Source organism: Agromyces sp. NPDC055661 (assembly GCF_053618135.1).
The window spans coordinates 2,478,774-2,497,933 of record NZ_JBSHHC010000001.1; the positions used below are offsets into that span (position 1 = coordinate 2,478,774).

Genomic DNA, 19,160 nt, shown 5'->3' on the forward strand with positions numbered 1-19,160 from the left:
AGCCCACGCCCACCCCGACGCCCACTCCGACGCCCGAGCCCACGCCGACGCCCGAGCCCACGCCCCCCCCCGCCCCCCCCCCCCCCCCCCCGCCCCCCCCCCCCCCCCCCCCCCCCCCCCCCCCCGGGGGGGGCCCCCCCCCCCGACCCCGAGGTAGACGACATCCGCACGGAGGCCGTCGAGTGCTCCGGGCACGAAATTCGCACTGCCGTGCACGAGCACGGCGCCCTCGGGGTGGGCGATGTGGAAGCTCCAGGTCTCGCCCGTCCGGAAGTCCCGCGCCCTCGCGGGGAGGCCGACCGGCGCCTCGATCCGGCCCGGCACGCGGTCTCCGGGACTGTGCCGTCCGAGCACGGGCGTGACCGTGAACGCGCCGAACGCGACCGGCTCGCCGGGCGTGAGCTCGACGAACGGACGGTCCGCGAGCCCATAGCCGACCTGCACCTGCCGAGTGGACGTCGATCCGGCGAACACCGCTCCCGTGCGGTCGGCGATGACCGGGGCATCGAGCACGTGGTCGACGTGCGAGTGCGAGACGAGCACCGCCGAGAGCCGCTCGACGTTCATCGCCTCGAGGGCGGCGGCGATCCGCTCGGGGTTCGGACGGACGCGGCCGAGCAGACGGAGCAGGGAAGGCCGGCTGAAGTACCCGTCGACCAGCAGCGTGTCCGTGCCGTCGCCGACGAGCACGTTCGAGACGCCGCCGAAGACCGTGCGCACGACTACTTGGAGCTCTCGAGCAGCTCCCGCAGCTGCCGGACCTCGACCATGAGCTCGTCGATGTGCGCCTTCGTGGCAGCGCGGTCCGCCTGGTTCGTGGCGCTCACCTTCTCGATGATCCACGAGGCGAGCGTGGCCGTCACGACACCGATCAGTGCGATCCCGCCGATCATCACGCCCACCGCGACGAGCTGTCCGGTCGGCGTGACGGGGAAGTAGTCGCCGTAGCCGACCGTCGTCACGGTGACGAACGCCCACCAGATGCCTTCGCCCAAGGTCTGGATCGAGCCGTCCTGGCCCCGCTCCGCGTCGAGTACCGCGAGTCCGGCCACCCACACGAGGAGCAGCGTCGCTCCAACGACGTAGATGATCACCCGACCACGGAACGCGGCACCCGCGGTGCGTTGCAGGATGACGAGGATCGTCACCAGTCGAAGCATCCGGAGCGGGCGGAGCATCGGGAGGACCACGATCGCGAGGTCGAACAGGTGCGTGGAGAACCAGCGCCATCGCTGGGGTGCCAACCACAGCATCACCAGGTAGTCGGCGAGGAACAGGCCCCAGGTGGTCCAGATGACCGTTTCCGCGAGCACTGCGTCAGGCCCGGTGAGATTGCCGATCACCTGCCATGAGTAGGCGACGAGGAATGCGAGCGCCGCTGCCGCGAGCGGCCACTCAGTGAGCTTCTGCCAACGCTTCTGGTCCATGCCGGTCACTCTAGGACGCGTGACCACGCGAGTGAGAGGACCAGTTCGCGGGACGTGACGAGTGTGCGATCAGTGCGACTCACGGCTGACCGTCGAGCCCGATCCGCCGACGAGGAAGTCGAGGTCGGCGCCGCGGTCGGCCTGCAGGACGTGGTCGACGTAGAGGCGTTCCCAGCCGCGGCGCGGATTCGCGTAGCCGTCGATCGTCGCGTCGGTCGGCTGTCGGTTCGCGAGCTCGTCGGCCGGCACGTCGACGTCGAGCCGCCCGGCGCGGACGTCGAGGGAGATCCAGTCGCCGGTCTGCACGAGCGCGAGGGGTCCGCCGGCGGCGGCTTCGGGCGTGACATGCAGCACGACGGTCCCGTACGCGGTGCCCGACATGCGCCCGTCGCAGATGCGGACCATGTCGCGCACGCCCTGCTCGAGGAGCTTCTTCGGCAGCGGCATGTTCGCGACCTCGGGCATGCCCGGATAGCCGCGCGGCCCGCAGCCGCGCAGGATCATGACCGAGTCCGCGTCGATGTCGAGGTCGGGGTCGTCGATGCGGGCGTGGAAGTCCTCGATCGAGTCGAACACCAAGGCCCGACCGCGGTGCTTCAGCAGGTGTGGGGATGCCGCGGCGGGCTTGATGATCGCCCCGCCGGGCGCGAGCGACCCGCGCAGCACCGCGATTCCTGCGGCGGAGAGCAGCGGAGTCTCGCGCGGCGTGATGACCTCGGGATCCCAGATCCGCGCGTCGTCGAGGTACTCGACGAACGGGCGCCCGGTGATCGTGAGCGCGTCGGGGTCGAGCAGGTCGCGCACCTCGCGCATGACGGCGAGGAACCCGCCGGCCCGGTACAGGTCGTCCATCAGGTACCGCCCCGCGGGCTGCAGGTTCACCAGCAGCGGCACCTCCTCGCCGATCCGGTCGAAGTCGTCGATCGTCAGCTCGATCCCGAGCCGCCCGGCGATGGCGAGCAGGTGCACGACCGCGTTGGTCGACCCACCGATCGCGGCCAGGGCCACGATCGCGTTGTGGAAGCTCCCGGCCGTCAGGAACGTCGACGGTCGCCGGTCCTCGGCGACGAGCTGCACCGCGAGCCGCCCGGTCTCGTGCGCTGCCTCGAGCAGCCGCGCATCGGGCGCGGGCGTCCCGGCCAGCCCGGGCAGCACCGTGCCGAGCGCCTCCGCGACGAGCGCCATCGTCGACGCCGTGCCCATGGTGTTGCAGTGTCCCTTCGAGCGGATCATCGACGACTCCGACCTGAGGAACATCGCCTCGCTCAGCGTGCCGGCGCGCACCTCCTCGCTGAGCCGCCACACGTCGGTGCCGCATCCGAGGGCCTCGTTGCGGAAGTGCCCGGTCAGCATCGGCCCGCCGGGCACGACCACGGCGGGCAGGTCGACGGATGCCGCGGCCATCAGCAGCGACGGTATGGTCTTGTCGCACCCGCCGAGCAGCACCACCCCGTCGATCGGGTTCGCGCGCAGCATCTCCTCGGTGGCCATCGCCGCCATGTTCCGCCACAGCATCGCCGTCGGACGCACCTGTGTCTCGCCCAGCGAGACGACCGGGAGTTCGAGCGGGATGCCACCGGCTTCGTAGATGCCGTTCCTGACCGACTGGGCCACCTCGGTCAGGTGCGCGTTGCACGGCGTGAGGTCGGATGCGGTGTTCGCGATCGCGATCTGCGGGCGGCCGGTGAACGCGGAGTCGGGCACGCCCCGACGCATCCAGGCGCGATGGATGTACGCGTTCCGATCGTCGCCCGAGTACCAGGCGGAACTGCGGAGAACCCGGTCCATGATCTCCACCCTTCGAAATACGGGGTCCGTCATGTGAGACTGCGGTGAGCATATGGCCCGAGAGGGGAGACGCGCGAGCATGTCGACACCCGAGACCCCCGCATGAGCTCCGAAAGCCTGGTGCTCGCCACCGCAGAGCCGGGTGTGCTCTCCGAGGGGCCGTTCTGGGATCCGGTCCGCCGCAGCATCCACTGGGTCGACATCCGGCGCGGCGAGGTGCTCACCGGCACGCTCGCCGAGGACGGGACGATCGACGTCGCCGACCGGGTCCCGCTGCCGGGCACCGTCGGCGCGATGGCTCCGTCTGCGAAGGGGGACTGGATCGTCGCGAACGGCGACGACCTCGTGATGGTGCGAGACGGCCGGGTCGTCCGCACCATCCCCGTGCTCGGGAGCGACGGATCTCGCCGGTTCAACGACGGCAAGCCGGATGCCGCGGGCCGCTACCTCGTGGGCACGCTCTCGGAAGGCGGGTCCTCCGAGCGCGAGGAGCTGCTCGTCGTCGAACGCGACGGATCCCGGCGCGTGCTCGACGACGACCTCACGCTCGCGAACGGCCTCGGATGGTCGGTCGACGGCACCCGGCTGCACACCATCGACACGCTCCGGCGACGCGTGTACACCCGCGACTACGACGTGGAGACCGGACGGACCGGGCCGCGCGAGGTGCTCCTCGAGCTCGACGCGGGCTTCCCCGACGGCATGTGCGTCGACGCCGAGGACCATCTCTGGATCGCAGTGTGGGGTCTGGGCCAGGTGCGCCGCTACACCCCGGAGGGCGAGCTCGTCCGCGTGATCGAGGTGCCGGCCCCGCACACGTCGAGCGTCGCCTTCGCCGGCGCCGCGCTCGACACGCTCGTCATCACCACCGCGGCCGACGAGCTGTCGCCCGAGCAGCTCGAGCAGTATCCATACTCCGGATGCCTCTTCACGATCGTCCCCGGCGTCACCGGGCTCGCCCAGCCGCTGTGGGCAGGCTTCGTCGATGCGGGCGAAGGGGAGCGCACATGAGGGCGCTCGTGATCACCGGCCCCGGGCACGCCGAGGTGCAGGACGTCCCGGCGCCCGACGCGGGGCCGGGTGAGGTCGTCGTCGACGTGCGACGCGCCGGCATCTGCGGAACCGACATCGAGTTCTTCACGGGCGAGATGCAGTACCTCCACGACGGGCACGCGGCCTATCCGATGCGCATCGGGCACGAGTGGATGGGGGTCGTGTCGGCGATCGGCGACGGGGTCGATCCGGTGTGGCTCGGGCGTCGCGTCACCGGCGACACCATGCTCGGCTGCGGGGTGTGCCGCCGCTGCCGCACGGGATTCCAGCACGTCTGCGCCGACCGGTCCGAGCTCGGCATCCGTCGCGGACGGCCTGGTGCCCTCGCCGACCAGCTCGCCGTGCCCGCTCGTGCCCTGCATGCGCTGCCCGACACCGTCGACGACGCGGCGGGCGCGCTCGTCGAGCCCGGCGGCAACGCCTTCCGCGCCGTGCAGGCCGCCGCCCTCGAGCCGGGCGATCGCGTGCTCGTCACGGGCGCGGGCACGATCGGACTGCTCTGCGCGATGTTCGCGCGGGCCGGAGGCGCCGACGTGCACCTCCTCGGCCGCAGTCCGCGATCGCTCGACTTCGCGCGCTCACTCGGCTTCGAGCACGTGTGGTCCGACGACGCACTCCCGGAACTGCCGTGGGACGCCGTCATCGAGGCCTCCAACGCTCCCGAGCTCCCGGCGAAGGCCGTCGAGCTCGTCGAACCGGGCAAGCGCGTCGTCTACATCGGACTCGCGGGCTCGCCGAGCCTGCTCGATACCCGGATGCTCGTGCTCGGCGACGTCACGGCGGTCGGCATCCTGAGCGCGTCACCCGGCCTCGAGGGCACCATCCGCGCCTACGCGCACGACCAGGTCGACCCGAGGCCACTCGTCGCCGCGACCGTGGTGCTCGACGACCTGCCCGCGGTCCTCGCGGGTGAGCGCCCCGCAGGGTCGGGCCCGGGGCCGAAGTTCCACGTCGCCATCTGACCGTCGTCGCCGTTGCTTCGAGCAGTGACGTCCCGGACTGGGTCGAGGACCTCTGAGACAGGGCGAGCGGATGCCGCGACGGCGCCTCGCGAAGGGGGCGCTGGCCGCGGCATCCGCTCGTGGATCGGCGGCGTCACCGCCGATCAGCGTTCGAGACCTACGCGATGACGCGGATGTTCTCGGCCTGCAGGCCCTTGGGGCCGCGAGCGGTGTCGAACTCGACCTTCTGGTTCTCGTCGAGCGAGCGGAATCCGCCCGTCGCGATGGCGCTGAAGTGCGCGAAGACGTCGGCGCTGCCGTCGTCGGGGGCGATGAAGCCGAAGCCCTTGTCGGCGTTGAACCACTTGACGGTTCCGGTTGCCATGTTTCTTTCCTTCTGTAGAGCCGAGCCGCCGAAGCGGCTGCGACGTGCACGACGCTGGTCGTGCGTTGTTCCGCCGACGACGTCCGTCGGCGGAAGTGAGGGGATGCGCGTGTCGCGCATGATGGGTCGGGCCCGGCCGACGACAGCGGAGTCGACCGGGTCGTGGGCGGCGAGTCCGATGCGGGAGCGCGCCATGTCGCCGCGGGCGAGGTCCGCGGATCCGGTTCGGGGCTTCGTCGCCCGGACCGCACCGATGTATTCGGTGAAGGAGATGTGTGCACGTCCCAGCTGGATCTTGTCGACTTCCCAGCCGCGTCACGCGGGCGATCGTCCGCTGCAGATGCTCGAAGCCTACAGGCTGCACATGGGAAGGGTCTGTGAGCGCCACGCGTCAGAACGTGAGCAGCACCTTCGTGGCGCGTCGCTCGTCCATCGCCCGGTAGCCATCGGCGGCCTGCTCGATCGGCAGGGTCAGGTCGAAGACCGTTCCCGGGTCGATCCGGTCGCGCATGATGAGGTCGACCAGGTCGGGCAGGAAGCGGCGCACGGGCGCGGGTCCACCGTGCAGGTGCACGCCGGAGAAGAACAGCTCCAGCCCGGGGAGCTCGACGTCGTGCGAGACGCCGACGTAGCCGACGTGGCCGCCCGGGCGGGTGGACCGGATCGCCTGCATCATGGACTCCTGCGTGCCGACGGCCTCGATCACCGAGTGCGCGCCGAGCCCACCGGTGAGCTCCTTCACCTTCGCCACGCCGGCGTCGCCGCGCTCCTCGACGATGTCGGTCGCGCCGAAGCTCCGCGCGAGCGCCTGGCGGTCGGCGTGGCGGCTGAACGCGATGATGCGATCGGCGCCGAGCTCGCGCGCGGCGAGGATGCCGAGCAGCCCCACCGCGCCGTCGCCGACGACCGCGACGGTCTTGCCCGGCCCCGCCTCGGCGGCGACGGCGGCGAACCAGCCGGTGCCGAGCACATCGGATGCCGCGAGCAGGCTCCGCTCCTGCGCCGGGGTGGGTCGGGTCGCCGTCGCGACGAGCGTGCCGTCGGCGAGCGGGACCCGGAGGAACTCCGCCTGCGTGCCGAGCGCGCCCATCGGCACGGCGTGGACGCAGCGGGACTGGTAGCCCGCCTCGCAGATCTCGCACGTGTTGTCCGACGCGAAGAACGATCCGACGACGAAGTCGCCGACCTTCACGTTCCGCACCTCGCTGCCGATCTCCTCGACGACGCCGACGTATTCGTGGCCCATCGGGGCCGGCCAGCCGTAGTCGTCCTGGCCGCGATACGGCCAGAGGTCGGATCCGCAGATGCAGGCCGAGGTGACGCGGATGATCGCGTCGGTCGGCGCCTCGATGGTGGGGGCCTCGCGGTCCTCGACGCGGACGTCGCCGGGGCCGTGCATGATGACACCGCGCATGGGTGTGCTCCTTCTCTCAGGGGGGTGGGTCAGTGGGGGTGGGGTCAGTGCTCGGGGGCCGTCGCGAACGCGTCGGCCGGAGCGTGATGGGGCCGGGTGATCTTCGAGGTCCGGGTCGCGAGCAGGCCGGCGGATGCCGCGGCGAGCCCGATCGCGGCGACGGTGACGATGCCGAGCGGCACCATGGCCGCGGCGCCCGCGATGCCCACGAGCGGCGCGGCGACGCCGCCGAACGCGAAGCGCGCCATGCCGAGGAGTGATGAGGCCGTCCCGGCGATCCGCGGATATCCGGTGAGGGCGAGGGTCGTGGTGGCGGGCGTGGTCACGGCGACGCCGCTCACCATCGTCAGCAGGGACGCGATCACGACGCCGACCGGCAACGCGGCGAGTCCGGCGGCGAGCAGGCCGAGCGCGCCGAGCGCGCACATCACCAGCCCGACGACGAGGGTGCCGTGGAGACTCCAGCGTTCGGCGCTGCGGGCGGCGAGCCAGCCGAACACCATGAAGCCGGCCGAATTGAGGCCGAACGCCAGGGCGTACTGCTGCGGCGAGAGCCCGTAGACGCCCTGCAGCACGAACGTGGCGCCGGCGAGGTAGGCGAAGATCGCGGCGTTGGCGAAGGCGCTCACGAGCACCGCGCCCACGTAGCGCCGGTCCGAGAGCAGCACGCGGAAGTCCCGGGCCGTGTGCGCGAGTCCGCCGGTCGTGCGGCGCTCGCGCGGCAGGGTCTCGGAGAACCGGAGGGCGACGGCGAGGAGGATGACCGCGCCGATGCCCGCCAGGAACAGGAACAGGCCTCGCCAGTCCGCGATCGTCGCGAGCGCGCCGCCCGCCAGCGGGCCGACGATCGCGGCGAGGCCGCTGAGCACCGTGAGACGCCCGAAGTAGCGGATCAGCGCGCCACCGGCGTAGAGGTCGCGGCCCGCGGCCTGCGCGATCACGAGGCCCACCCCGCCCGCGACGCCCTGCACGAAGCGGGCGACGATGAGCACCTCGACGCCGGGGCTGATCGCACACCAGGCCGACGTGACGACGTACGCGCCGACGCCGATCAGCAGCGGAACCCGCCGGCCGTACCGATCCGAGAGTGGACCGGCGAAGAGCTGGCCCGACGCGAGTCCGATGAGGCACGCCGTGATGGTGAGCTGGGCCGTCGACGTCGCGGCGCCCAGGTCGAGCGTCAGCGCGGGGAGCAGCGGCAGGTAGAGGTCCATCGAGATGGGACCGAACACGGTGAGCAGGAGCAGCACGGCAGGCAGCAGGCGGCCGACGGAGGTCGACGGGTTCGGGGTGGGGACGGTGGTGGTCACGACATCAAGTGGACGCGATCGCCGCCGTTCGAGGGAGTCCCTGACGAACCGTGTACTGGCAGGGCACCCCTCGTGCGCGGCATCCGACCTACCCTGTGTGCATGGACAACCGAGCCGAGGTGCGAGAGTTCCTCATGTCGCGCCGGGCGAAGCTCACGCCCGAGCAGGCGGGCCTTCCGGCTGGGCCGAACCGGCGCGTGGCGGGCCTCCGACGCACCGAGGTCGCCGTGCTCGCCGGCGTGAGCGTGGAGTACTACGCGAAGCTCGAGCGCGGAGCGATCGCCGGGGCATCCGCCTCGGTGCTCGACGCCGTCGCCGACGCGCTGCAGCTCGACGACACGGAGCGGGCGCACCTGTTTGACCTCGCCCGCGCCGCCGACGGCATCCCCGCATCGGGGCGTCCCCGCAGGCGGACGACCCGGCAGGCGCCGTCGCGGGCGAGCCTGCAGTGGACCCTCGAGTCCATCACGGGCGGCATCGCGTTCGTCCGGAACCAGTACTCCGACCTCCTCGCGACGAACGCCCTCGGGCGCGCCTTCTACTCGCCCCTCATCGGCGACGGTGGACGTACGCCGAACCTCGCGCGCTTCCAGTTCCTCGACCCGGCGTCGCGCGACTTCTACCCCGACTGGGACCTGTTCGCCGAGATGTGCGTCGCGATCATGCGAGCGGATGCCGGGCGCAATCCGCACGACCGCACGATGCAGGACCTCGTGGGCGAGCTCTCGACCCGCAGCGAGACGTTCCGCAGGCTCTGGGCCGCGCACGACGTGCGCACGCACGGCGCGGGCACCAAGCGCTTCAACCACCCCGTCGTCGGTGAGCTCACGTTGGCGTACGAGGAGTTCACGCTCACGGCCGAGCCGGGGCTCGTCATGCTCGTCTACACGGCAGAGCCCGGCTCGCCGTCGGCGGAGCGACTGCAGCTCCTGGCGTCGTGGGCGGCGACCCAGCACACCACGGCCTAGGCCTCGGGAATGGGGCGGCCGTTCAACTCGAGGGTGATGGCTGCCGGCTCGGGTCCGCCGCGAACTCCGGTGTCGAGGGCGTCGATCGCCGCGAGTTCGTCGGGCGACAGCTCGAAGCCGAGCACGTCGAAGTTCTCGGCGATCCGACGCGGGTTCGTCGACTTCGGGATCGCCGAACGGCCCTGCTGCAGGTGCCAGCGCAGCATGACCTGCGCGGCCGAACGGTCGTGCGCGTCGGCGATGCCGAGCAGCACCGGATCGGCGAGGGTGCTGCGCCGGTCGTCGCCGTAGCCCGGGTAGAACGTGATGCCGCCGATGGGCGACCAGGCCTGGTTGAGGATGCCGTGCTCCGCGTCGAACGCGAGCAGCTTCCGCTGCTGGAAGTACGGATGGACCTCGATCTGGTTGACCGCCGGGATGACCTCGGCGACCTCCAGCAGCCGCGTCAGGTGCTCGGGCATGAAGTTGCTGACGCCGATCGCGCGCACCCGGCCCTCGGCCTGGAGCCGCTCGAGCGCGCGATAGGCGTCGATCGTTCGGTCGAACGCGGTGGGCAGCGGCTGGTGGAGGATGAACAGGTCGAGGCGATCGACACCGAGCTTGCCCGCTGACTTGTCGAAGGCGTGGAGGGTCTCGTCGAAGCCGTAGTCGCTGATCCAGACCTTCGTCTCGAGGAACAGGTCGTCGCGGGGCACGCCCGACTCGCTGATGGCACGACCGACTTCGCGCTCGTTCCGGTACGCAGCGGCGGTGTCGATGTGCCGGTAGCCGACCTCGAGCGCCTGGGTCACGGCCGCGACGGTCTCGTCGGGCGGGGTCTGGAAGACGCCGAACCCGAGTGCGGGCAGTTCGACGCCGTTGTTCAGCGTGAGGTGCGGAATGGACATGGCGGCCACGCTAGGCGCCCGGTGGACGAGGAGGGAGGCCGTGCTGGTACCTGTCACGCCAGGGACTCCCGCGCGCACGCTGGAAGGCGTGGGATGGAGGTGGTCGCGCGAACGGCGCACCACCCAGGAAGGAACACCATGCACACGAGAACACTCGGCCAGGGCCTCGAGGTGTCGGCCATCGGGCTGGGCGCCATGGGCATGTCCATGAGCTACGGGCCCAACCCCGGCGACCGCAAGGACATGATCGGCGTGCTCCGCTACGCCGTCGAGCACGGCGTGACGTTCATCGACACCGCCGAGGTCTACGGCCCGTACGTGAACGAGGAACTCGTCGGCGAGGCTCTCGCGCCCATCCGCGACCAGGCGGTGGTCGCGACGAAGTTCGGCTGGAACATCGTCGACGGGCGCATGCAGGGCCTCGATTCGCGACCCGAGCAGATCCGGCGGGTCGCCGAGGCGTCCCTCCAGCGCCTCGGGATCGATCGGATCGACCTGTTCTATCAGCACCGCGTCGACCCCGACGTGCCCGTCGAGGACGTCGCCGGCGCGGTCGGCGAACTGGTCGCCGAGGGCAAGGTCGCGCACTTCGGGCTCTCCGAGGCGGGCGCGGCGACGATCCGTCGCGCGCACGCGGTCTTCCCGGTGACGGCCGTGCAGAGCGAGTACTCGCTCTGGACCCGCGATCCTGAACTCGAGGTGCTGCCCGCGTGCGCCGAGCTCGGCATCGGGTTCGTGCCGTTCAGCCCGCTCGGCAAGGGCTTCTTCACCGGCTCGGTCGCGGCCGACGCGACCTTCGCGCCCGACGAGATCCGTGCGCGCGTGCCCCGCTTCGAAGCCGAGAACCTCGCCGCCAACCAGGTGCTGATCGACCAGGTCCGCGCGCTCGCCGACCGGCGTGGCGCGACGCCGGCGCAGGTCGCGCTCTCCTGGCTGCTCGCGCAGCGGCCGTTCATCGTGCCGATTCCCGGCACCCGGCGCCGCGAGCGCGTCGACGAGAACGCCGCCGCGACCGCCGTCGCGCTCTCGGCCGACGACGTCGCGGACCTGAACGCGCTCGTCGAGCGGGTCGGCGTTGCCGGCAACCGCTACGACGCGTCGGGCATGCAGATGGTCGGCCGCTGACGGATGCCGCGGCATCCGCGCACCGATGACGACGCGGCATCCGCCCGCCCGAGACGAAGGAGCAACCCATGAGCACGCAACGGCAGCCGAAGCGGCCGACCGTGAAGGGACCGGACGACTGGTTCACCGGCGACGTGTACTTCAACGCCTACTACGCGGGCGAGGAGCCGTCGCGGGCGCGCCTCAACCTCGTGCGGTTCACGCCCGGCGCCCACACGGCCTGGCACCGGCACGCGGTCGGGCAGATGCTGCACGTGACCGAGGGCCGCGGATACGTGCAGTCGCGCGGTGAGGAGCTGATCGAGCTGCATCCCGGCGACACCGTCTACACGCCGGCGGGGGAGTGGCACTGGCACGGCGCGACCGCCGACAGCTTCATGTGCCATCTGGCGCTGTGGGAGGCGCCCGGTGCCGGAGCGGACGAGCCCGAGACGGTCTGGGGCGACAAGCTGCGCGCCGACGAGTACCCGTCGGCGTGAGCGACGCGGCCGGTGAGGACGCCTAGGGATTCCTCGCCGGCGCCGTCGTGCGGACGGCCTCGTCGGCCGCGGCGAACTCGGCCTCGTGCGTCGCGGCCCAGGACGCGAGCAGCTTGAGCGCGTCCGCCGAGGGCGAGCCCGCGGGCGCGGTGTACACGTTCAGCACGAGACCGGGCTCGCTCGGCAGGTCCATCGACTCGTAGTCCAGGTCGAGGTCGCCGACCACCGGGTGGTGCAGGCGCTTCCGCCCGCTGCGATGGAACTTCACGTCGCGCGACGCCCACCGCTCGCGGAACAGCTCGCTCTGCGTCGACAGCTCGCCGACGAGCCGGATGAGCTCGGGATCGTGCGGGTTGCGGCCGGCCTCCATGCGGAGCATCGCGGCGGCGTCGTGGGTGATCTGGTCGTAGTCGCGCCAGAACTCCTTCGCCGCGGGGTTCAGGTACGCGAACCGGGTCGTGTTGACCGGCCGTCGGGGATCGTCGAACACCGGGGAGTAGAGGGCGCGGGCCAGCCGGTTCGCCGCGAGGATGTCGTGCCGTCCGTTGCGCACCCACGCCGGGGCATCCGCGAACGCATCGAGCACCTGCAGGACGGCCGGCCGCACCGAGGCCTTCGGCTTCGGGGCGCGGGTGAGGCCCGGCCCCGAGGCGCGCGCCAGGTCGTAGAGGTACTGCCGCTCGGCGTCGTCGAGCTGCAGGGTCGTCGCGAGCGCGTCGAGCACGCTGTCGGATGCCCCGCCGAGATTGCCGCGCTCGAGCCGCACGTAGTAGTCGACCGAGACGCCGGCGAGCATCGCCACCTCCTCGCGGCGCAGTCCCTTCACCCGGCGGTTGCCGCCGTACGCGGGGAGCCCGGCCTGCTCGGGGGTCAGCCGGGCGCGGCGGGAGCTCAGGAACTCCCGCACCTCGGCGCGAACGTCAGCCATGCCATCAACGGTAGGCCGGAGTGGGGGCGTCCGGGAGGCCCTGGCGGTGCCTGCTTCGCGGCTACGCCGATCGGGCGGGCGGCGACGCTCCGGAGTCCTGCACGGGGATGGCGCGCTGCGGGCCGGGGCCGTGGCCGGGCGGCCCGGAGTGCACGGGCGCGGTCGCGACGACCGCACTCCCGACGACGAGCACCGCGGTCCCGATCGCGCAGGCGCGCGTCAGGACGGGCGTCGTCCTCGCTCCGAGCCGCCGGCGCACCACGGCGAGCAGGCCGAACCCGACCAGGCCTCCCGCAGTGTTGGCGATGACATCGGACACGTCGGAACTGCCGACCGCCAGCACGTACTGCGCGACCTCCAGGCCCAGGCTGCTCGCCGTGAACACGAGCGCGGCCCTCCACCACGTCCACGCCGGCGCGAGGAGGCCGACGTAGACGCCGAAGGGCGCGAAGAGCAGGACGTTCGCCACGACCTCGAGGGGGCGGCTGGCACCTGTACCGGGCCCCGCCACGAACGGGACGAGCTTGACCACGCGCCTCGATTCCTCGCCGAGCCACGGGAGCTCGACCTTCCACAGCACGATCCACACGAGCAGCACGAGGTAGACGGCGAACATCACGACAAGAGCCGTTCTGCCACCGGTTCGCTCCCCGGTCACTGCTGCATCCTCGGATCCTGCGTGGGGTCGGCGAACGTGGCCGGGCAGCCGTCCGCGATCGCCTCGGGGCGCAGCTCGAAGTGCCAGGGCTCGTTGTCGTACGTGGTGCACAGCCCGAACGCGGAACCGTGCTCGGAGAGCCAGGTCGTGGCGTCGTACGACCCGATGTCGACGGCGTCCCCGGCGACGTGGGCGGAGGTCTCGGCGGTGGCGACCCAGCGGGCGGCCTCGGCTTCCGAGCCGTACGTCGAGACCGCCTCGCGCAGCAGCTGGTCCTGGTACTCGGCCGAGCGCCAGCCGCTGTTGACGAAGAACTCCACGCCGTCGGCGGAGGCATCCGTGGCGGCTGCCCGCAGCGCCGAGAGCAGCTCGGCGTCGAGGTTCGCGACGCCGGGGTACCGATCGTCGAAGACCGTCACTCCGTCGGGCATGACGCCGTCGGCCTCGGTCACGGCGCCGTCGGCAGCGGATGCCGCGCGCCCCGGTTCGCCGCCAGGCACCTCGCCGCCACCGCCCTCGTCGCCGACCCGGCCGGGGGCCTCCCCGAACGAGCTCGCCGACGACAGCGAGGACTGGGCGACGGATGCGCCGACGATCGCGGCGGCGGCGACGGCCAGGCCGATCGCGAGGAACGCGATCGTCCTGCGCAACCGTCGTCCTGCAGTCAGGGTTCGATTCATGCCGCAAGTCAATGCGGCGGCGCGTTGCAGGCCCGTATGCGATTTTCGATAGGCCGACGATATGCGCGGCCTTCTAGCATCGAGTGCATGCGCGTTCTGGTCGTCGAGGATGAGCCGTACATGGCCGAGGCCATCCGCGACGGCCTGCGGCTCGAGGCGATCGCCGCCGACATCGCCGGCGACGGGGATACTGCCCTGGAACTGCTGAGCATCAACAGCTACGACATCGCGGTCCTCGATCGCGACATCCCCGGCCCGTCCGGCGACGAGGTCGCCGAGCACATCGTCGCGTCCGGCAGCGGCATGCCGATCCTCATGCTGACGGCCGCCGATCGGCTCGACGACAAGGCGTCAGGCTTCGAGCTCGGCGCCGACGACTACCTCACCAAGCCGTTCGAGCTCCGGGAGCTCGTGCTCCGGCTGCGCGCGCTCGACCGCCGTCGGGCCGTCAGCCGACCGCCGGTGCGGGAGATCGCCGGGCTGCGCCTGGATCCGTTCCGTCGCGAGGTCTACCGCGACGAGCGCTATGTCGCGCTGACGCGGAAGCAGTTCGCCGTGCTCGAGGTGCTCGTCGCCGCCGAGGGCGGTGTCGTCAGCGCCGAGGAGCTGCTGGAGCGCGCATGGGACGAGAACGCCGACCCGTTCACGAACGCCGTGCGCATCACGGTCTCGGCGCTGCGCAAGCGCCTCGGCGAGCCGTGGCTCATCGCCACGGTGCCCGGGGTCGGCTACCGCATCGACACCGGCCCCGAGTCGGACGGCGGTGCGGTCGGCGCGGAGACCGGTGGAGGCGCGCGTGGCTAGGGAGCCCGGACTCAGCGTCCGCTTCAAGCTCACGCTGAGCTACGCCGGGTTCCTCATGGTCGCCGGTGCCCTGCTGCTCGCGGTCGTGTGGCTGTTCCTCCTGCGGTACGTGCCGGCCGAGGCGATCAACACGATCGGGGGATTCGTCCCGGGCCGCGACGACCTCGTGCGCGCGTTCGTCCCGGCGGTGGCCTGGGCGATGCTCGCCCTCCTCGTGTTCGGGCTGCTCGGCGGGTGGATCCTCGCCGGGCGCATGCTCGCGCCCCTGGCGCGCATCACGAGGGCAGCGCGACGCGCGGCATCCGGTTCGCTCTCGCACCGGATCGAGCTGGAGGGTCGCCAGGACGAGTTCCGCGAGCTGGCCGACAGCTTCGACGCCATGCTCGCGCGGCTCGAGGCGCAGGTCGCCGAGCAGCAGCGCTTCGCGGCCAACGCCTCGCACGAACTGCGGACGCCGCTCGCGATCACGCAGACCCTCCTCGACGTCGCGCAGCACGATCCGCGCCGCGAGGGGGATGAGCTCATCGAACGACTCCGCGTCGTCAACGCCCGGGCGATCGAGCTCACCGAGGCGCTGCTCCTGCTCAGCCGCACCGACCAGCGAGCCTTCACCCGGGCGCCCGTCGACCTGTCGCTCGTCGCGGAGGAGGCCGCCGAGACGCTCCTGCCGCTCGCCGAGAAGCACGGCGTCGCCATCGTGACGTCGGGCGAGGTCGCGACGACCGTCGGCTCGCACGCGCTCCTGCTGCAGCTGACGACGAACCTCGTCCACAACGCGATCGTCCACAACATCCCGGAGCACGGCACCGTGCAGGTGCACACCGCCGTCGGCCCCGAGTCCGTGACGCTGACCGTCGAGAACACGGGGGAGCAGCTCAGCCCGCCGCTGGTCTCGACGCTCACCGAGCCGTTCCAGCGCGGCACCGAGCGCATCCGCTCCGACCACGCCGGCGTCGGCCTCGGCCTGGCGATCGTCGCGAGCATCACGCGCGCGCACGACGGATCGATGCGCATCGATCCCCGTGACGGCGGCGGACTCCGCGTCTCGGTGCAGCTGCCGGCCGCGGCCACCGCACCGAGCCACGGGGTGGTCGCGCCCGCCGGTCCGCCGAGTGTCGCGTAACGTCCGCGGAGCGGGTGCGTCGCCGGACCGGTGACTCCGACCTTGCGGTGTACCGTACGGTCCATGAGCCTCACGCACCGGCTCGTACGGATGTCGGGTCGAGACCCCGCCGAGCGGCATCGCGCACCCACACCGCTCGAGCTCCTCTTCGACCTCACCTTCGTGGTGTCGTTCAGCGTTATGTCGAGCGAGACGGCGCACGTGCTCGAGGCGGGCCACTGGGCGCCCGGGATCGCCGCGTTCGTCCTGAGCGCCTTCGCCGTCGGGTGGGCATGGGTGAACTACTCGTGGCTCGCGTCCGCCTACGACAACGACGATCTCCTGTTCCGGCTCGCGACGCTCGTCGAGATGATCGGCGTGGTCGTCATCGCCCTCGGGCTGCCGCCGTTCTTCCGATCGATCGAGGAGGGACAGCACGTCGACAACTCGATCATGGTGGCCGGCTACGTGATCATGCGGGTGGCGGCGATCGTGCTCTGGCTTCGAGCCGCAAGGGATGATCCGGAGCACCGACGCGCGTGCCTGGCGTACGCCGCGGCGATCGCCGTCGCGCAGGTCGGATGGGTCGCACTGATCTTCCTGTCACTGCCGGTCTGGGGCACGTTCGTCGCGTTCGGCGTGCTGACGGCAGTGGAGCTGACCGGCCCGATCATCGCCGAGACGCGCTTCGGCGGCACCCCGTGGCATCCGCACCACCTGGCCGAGCGGTACTCGCTGCTCGTGATCATCACCCTCGGGGAGATCGTCTTCGGCACGGTGCTCGCGGTCTCCGCCGCGGTCGACCGGGTGGGGTGGTCGCCCGAGGCGGTGCTCATCGCCTTCAGCGGGACCGCACTCGCGTTCGGCATGTGGTGGCTGTACTTCACGGTGCCCGTCGGGCGCCTCCTGGCGCGACATCGCGGTCGGGCGTACGGATGGAGCTACGGCCACATCGTCGTGTTCGCTTCCGTGGCGGGCACGGGCGCCGGGCTCCACGTCGCGGCGATGTTCATCGCGGGGGAGGCGCACATCGACGCGGTGGCCGCGGTGCTCACCGTGGTCGTCCCGGTGCTCGTGTACGAGCTGATGCTGCTCGCCCTGTACGTGCTGCTCCTGCGGTCGACGGACCGGCTCCATCTCTGGGCCTTCGCAACGGCCGCACTGGTGCTCGCCGGTGCGGTCGTCGCCGTCGCATCCGGGGCGAGCATCGGCATCGGGCTCCTGCTCGTCGCCGGCTCCCCGGCGCTCGTCATCGTGCTCTACGAGACCGTGGGCTACCGGAACGAGGCGGCTGCGCTCGAGCGGCAGGCGCTCGAGTAGTGGTGGATCGTCGGCGGCACAGCTGTACCGGCAGGCGGCGGAGCGGGTGCTCGGCCGAATCGGGTCCGCGACGCTCTCGCAAGCTGGGAAATCCCCCGACACCGTGCCTGGTTCGGGCGTCGAGCCGACACTGGAACCGCCTGATGACGGAGGCTTTCGGGTCGCGATGCCACCGCTCCGGCGTTTCCACAATGCCGAACTGACGGCTTCAGGTGCGCGGTTCGACTCTGCTAAGAAAGGAACACCCCTGCCCTGCCAGTGATTGGAACCCACCGATGAACGACAGCCGTAACGAGCAGTCCGACACCCAAGCGCGAAGCGACTACGACGCGGTCGGCGGTGGCCAGGCGGTCGCTGCGGTCGTCGAGCGGTTCTACGTCCTCATCCTCGACGACGACCGACTCCGCGGGTACTTCGACGGCGTCGAGATGGACCGGCTCAAGCGACACCAGACGGCACTCGTCTCCCAGGTGATGGGCGGCCCGGTCGAGTACACCGGCCGTCAGCTGCGTACCGTCCACCAGGGCAAGGGCATCTCGACCGATGCCTTCACCGCCGTCGCGGGTCACCTCGTGACCGCACTCACCGAGGCCGGCGTCGAGCCCGCGATCATCGACCGCACGGTGACCGCGGTCGCCGGCACGGCACCCGACATCATCGATAACGACACGGCGGCCGGGTGACGCGGTGGACACCGCTGCGCTGAAGCGGACGTGGGCGGCGGCCGAGAGCCTCGGCGACGAGGTGCCGCTGTTCTTCTACTCGCACCTGTTCCTGTCGCACCCCGAGCTGCGGGGCATGTTCCCCGTCTCGATGGCGACCCAACGCGATCGTCTCGTCGGCGCGCTCGGCCGGATCGTGTCGAGCGTCGACGAGCTCGGCGAGGTGGTCGGGTTCATCGAGCAGCTCGGTCGCGACCACCGGCGCTTCGAGGTCATCGCGGCGCACTACAACGCGGTCGGCGCCTCCCTCCTCGCCACGCTCAAGCACTTCCTCGGCGACGGGTGGACCGACGAGGTCGCGGCCGACTGGGCCGAGGCCTACGGGGTGATCGCCACGGTCATGGTCCAGGCGGCCGAGGCCGCCGAGTCGACCAGCCCCGCCTCGTGGGCCGGGCACGTCACCGCGGTGGATCGGCGGGGGATGGACCTCGCCGTCATCCAGGTCCGACCCGAACCGCAGCTGTCGTTCGTGCCGGGCCAATCCGTTGCGGTGGAGATCCCGTCGCGGCCTCGGCTGTGGCGCTACCTCAGCCCGGCGAACGCGCCGCGTGCCGACGGCACCCTCGAGTTCCACGTCCAGATGGTCCCCGGCGGGCAGGTCAGCAGCAGCATGGTGCGCCACCTCGAAGCCGGCGAGACCGTGCGCATCGGAGCCCCCGTCGGTCAGGAGCTGACCCTCGACGAGGACGAGCGTCGGCGCGACCTGATCATGGTCGCCGGAGGAACCGGCCTGGCCCCGCTGCGGTCCCACCTGGAGCGGATCGACCAGGACTGGCAGGCGACCGGCCAGGCTCCGCAGGTCCACCTGTTCCACGGTGCGCGCCTGCCCTGGAACCTCTACGAGAACCGGCTGCTGAAGAACCTGTCGGCCCGCCCCTGGTTCACCTACACGCCGGTGGTCTCCGACGACCCCAGCTATCCGGGCCGCAAGGGCCTGGTGGGGGATGCCGCGGCGGAGAGCGGATCGCTGCACGGTCGTCTCGCGCTGGTGTGCGGATCCCCCGAGATGGTGCGCCACACGGTCTCCCGACTCCGCGCCGGAGGGATCGCGCGGTCGGACGTCCGGTTCGAGCAGTTCGCAACCCTCGACGAAGACAGCCACGAACTTCACCACCACACCCATGAACCGGAGCCGGCTGGGCTGCCGGGGAGCGAATAGGGGTACTACG

General features: G+C 71.5%; 20 protein-coding genes. 10 read left to right on the forward strand and 10 right to left on the reverse strand.

Annotation, left to right across the window (positions count from 1 at the left end):
• The 3 genes from ACWGO8_RS11365 to ACWGO8_RS11375 form a co-directional block, all read right to left on the reverse strand.
• Positions 1–720: MBL fold metallo-hydrolase (locus ACWGO8_RS11365; protein ID WP_452043160.1), on the reverse strand; the 720-nt coding region annotated here is incomplete at its 3' end.
• 2 nt (positions 721–722) lie between these two features.
• On the reverse strand, positions 723–1,427 hold the full coding sequence (locus ACWGO8_RS11370) for a potassium channel family protein (RefSeq protein ID WP_452043161.1): 705 nt from the start codon (positions 1,425–1,427) through the stop codon (positions 723–725).
• A 69-nt stretch (positions 1,428–1,496) separates the two neighbouring features.
• The gene (locus tag ACWGO8_RS11375; RefSeq protein WP_452043162.1) at positions 1,497–3,215 is read right to left on the reverse strand and encodes an IlvD/Edd family dehydratase; all 1,719 of its coding nucleotides are present in this window, start codon (positions 3,213–3,215) and stop codon (positions 1,497–1,499) included.
• A 102-nt stretch (positions 3,216–3,317) separates the two neighbouring features.
• On the opposite strand from ACWGO8_RS11375, the gene ACWGO8_RS11380 reads away from it, so the two are divergent.
• Complete coding sequence (locus tag ACWGO8_RS11380) at positions 3,318–4,226, forward strand: SMP-30/gluconolactonase/LRE family protein (protein WP_452043163.1); 909 nt, start codon at positions 3,318–3,320, stop codon at positions 4,224–4,226.
• The gene (locus ACWGO8_RS11385) at positions 4,223–5,230 is read left to right on the forward strand and encodes a zinc-dependent alcohol dehydrogenase (protein ID WP_452043164.1); all 1,008 of its coding nucleotides are present in this window, start codon (positions 4,223–4,225) and stop codon (positions 5,228–5,230) included. Before ACWGO8_RS11380 ends, ACWGO8_RS11385 begins: the two co-directional genes overlap by 4 nt.
• A 157-nt stretch (positions 5,231–5,387) precedes the next feature.
• On the opposite strand, the gene ACWGO8_RS11390 is transcribed toward ACWGO8_RS11385, so the two are convergent.
• The 3 genes from ACWGO8_RS11390 to ACWGO8_RS11400 form a co-directional block, all read right to left on the reverse strand.
• Complete coding sequence (locus ACWGO8_RS11390) at positions 5,388–5,594, reverse strand: cold-shock protein (protein ID WP_452043165.1); 207 nt, start codon at positions 5,592–5,594, stop codon at positions 5,388–5,390.
• A gap of 391 nt (positions 5,595–5,985) precedes the next feature.
• Positions 5,986–7,008 (reverse strand): zinc-dependent alcohol dehydrogenase family protein, encoded by a 1,023-nt coding sequence (locus tag ACWGO8_RS11395; protein WP_452043166.1) that lies wholly within the window; start codon positions 7,006–7,008, stop codon positions 5,986–5,988.
• A 44-nt stretch (positions 7,009–7,052) separates the two neighbouring features.
• Entirely contained in the window at positions 7,053–8,318 is a 1,266-nt protein-coding gene (locus tag ACWGO8_RS11400; RefSeq protein WP_452043167.1) for a multidrug effflux MFS transporter, read from the reverse strand.
• 101 nt (positions 8,319–8,419) lie between these two features.
• On the opposite strand from ACWGO8_RS11400, the gene ACWGO8_RS11405 reads away from it, so the two are divergent.
• Positions 8,420–9,286, forward strand: coding sequence for a helix-turn-helix transcriptional regulator (locus ACWGO8_RS11405; protein WP_452043168.1), 867 nt, complete (start codon positions 8,420–8,422; stop codon positions 9,284–9,286).
• On the opposite strand, the gene ACWGO8_RS11410 is transcribed toward ACWGO8_RS11405, so the two are convergent.
• Positions 9,283–10,173: an aldo/keto reductase gene (locus ACWGO8_RS11410; RefSeq protein ID WP_452043169.1), complete on the reverse strand. Its 891-nt coding sequence runs from the start codon at positions 10,171–10,173 to the stop codon at positions 9,283–9,285. The genes ACWGO8_RS11405 and ACWGO8_RS11410 overlap by 4 nt on opposite strands.
• Positions 10,174–10,311: 138 nt before the next feature.
• Between ACWGO8_RS11410 and ACWGO8_RS11415 the strand changes: the two genes are divergently transcribed.
• Positions 10,312–11,298, forward strand: a complete 987-nt coding sequence (locus ACWGO8_RS11415; RefSeq protein ID WP_452043170.1) for an aldo/keto reductase — start codon at positions 10,312–10,314, stop codon at positions 11,296–11,298.
• Positions 11,299–11,366: 68 nt separating this feature from the next.
• A complete protein-coding gene (locus tag ACWGO8_RS11420) occupies positions 11,367–11,777 on the forward strand; it encodes a (R)-mandelonitrile lyase (RefSeq protein WP_452043171.1) in 411 nt (136 codons plus the stop codon).
• Between the two features lie 22 nt (positions 11,778–11,799).
• On the opposite strand, the gene ACWGO8_RS11425 is transcribed toward ACWGO8_RS11420, so the two are convergent.
• From ACWGO8_RS11425 to ACWGO8_RS11435, 3 genes are all read right to left on the reverse strand, one after another.
• On the reverse strand, positions 11,800–12,705 hold the full coding sequence (locus tag ACWGO8_RS11425; protein ID WP_452043172.1) for a helix-turn-helix transcriptional regulator: 906 nt from the start codon (positions 12,703–12,705) through the stop codon (positions 11,800–11,802).
• A 61-nt stretch (positions 12,706–12,766) separates the two neighbouring features.
• Positions 12,767–13,321 (reverse strand): VanZ family protein, encoded by a 555-nt coding sequence (locus ACWGO8_RS11430; protein ID WP_452043556.1) that lies wholly within the window; start codon positions 13,319–13,321, stop codon positions 12,767–12,769.
• A 38-nt stretch (positions 13,322–13,359) separates the two neighbouring features.
• Positions 13,360–14,043 carry a M15 family metallopeptidase gene (locus ACWGO8_RS11435; RefSeq protein WP_452043173.1) on the reverse strand — a complete coding sequence of 228 codons (684 nt, stop codon included), beginning with the start codon at positions 14,041–14,043 and terminating at the stop codon, positions 13,360–13,362.
• 87 nt (positions 14,044–14,130) lie between these two features.
• On the opposite strand from ACWGO8_RS11435, the gene ACWGO8_RS11440 reads away from it, so the two are divergent.
• The 5 genes from ACWGO8_RS11440 (at position 14,131) to ACWGO8_RS11460 (ending at position 19,150) form a co-directional block, all read left to right on the forward strand.
• On the forward strand, positions 14,131–14,847 hold the full coding sequence (locus tag ACWGO8_RS11440) for a response regulator transcription factor (protein ID WP_452043174.1): 717 nt from the start codon (positions 14,131–14,133) through the stop codon (positions 14,845–14,847).
• Positions 14,840–15,970: a sensor histidine kinase gene (locus ACWGO8_RS11445; protein ID WP_452043175.1), complete on the forward strand. Its 1,131-nt coding sequence runs from the start codon at positions 14,840–14,842 to the stop codon at positions 15,968–15,970. Before ACWGO8_RS11440 ends, ACWGO8_RS11445 begins: the two co-directional genes overlap by 8 nt.
• A gap of 63 nt (positions 15,971–16,033) precedes the next feature.
• A complete protein-coding gene (locus tag ACWGO8_RS11450; RefSeq protein WP_452043176.1) occupies positions 16,034–17,269 on the forward strand; it encodes a low temperature requirement protein A in 1,236 nt (411 codons plus the stop codon).
• Positions 17,270–17,544: 275 nt separating this feature from the next.
• On the forward strand, positions 17,545–17,952 hold the full coding sequence (locus ACWGO8_RS11455; RefSeq protein WP_452043177.1) for a group I truncated hemoglobin: 408 nt from the start codon (positions 17,545–17,547) through the stop codon (positions 17,950–17,952).
• A gap of 4 nt (positions 17,953–17,956) precedes the next feature.
• Positions 17,957–19,150 carry a globin domain-containing protein gene (locus tag ACWGO8_RS11460; RefSeq protein ID WP_452043178.1) on the forward strand — a complete coding sequence of 398 codons (1,194 nt, stop codon included), beginning with the start codon at positions 17,957–17,959 and terminating at the stop codon, positions 19,148–19,150.
• Positions 19,151–19,160 lie beyond the last annotated feature (10 nt).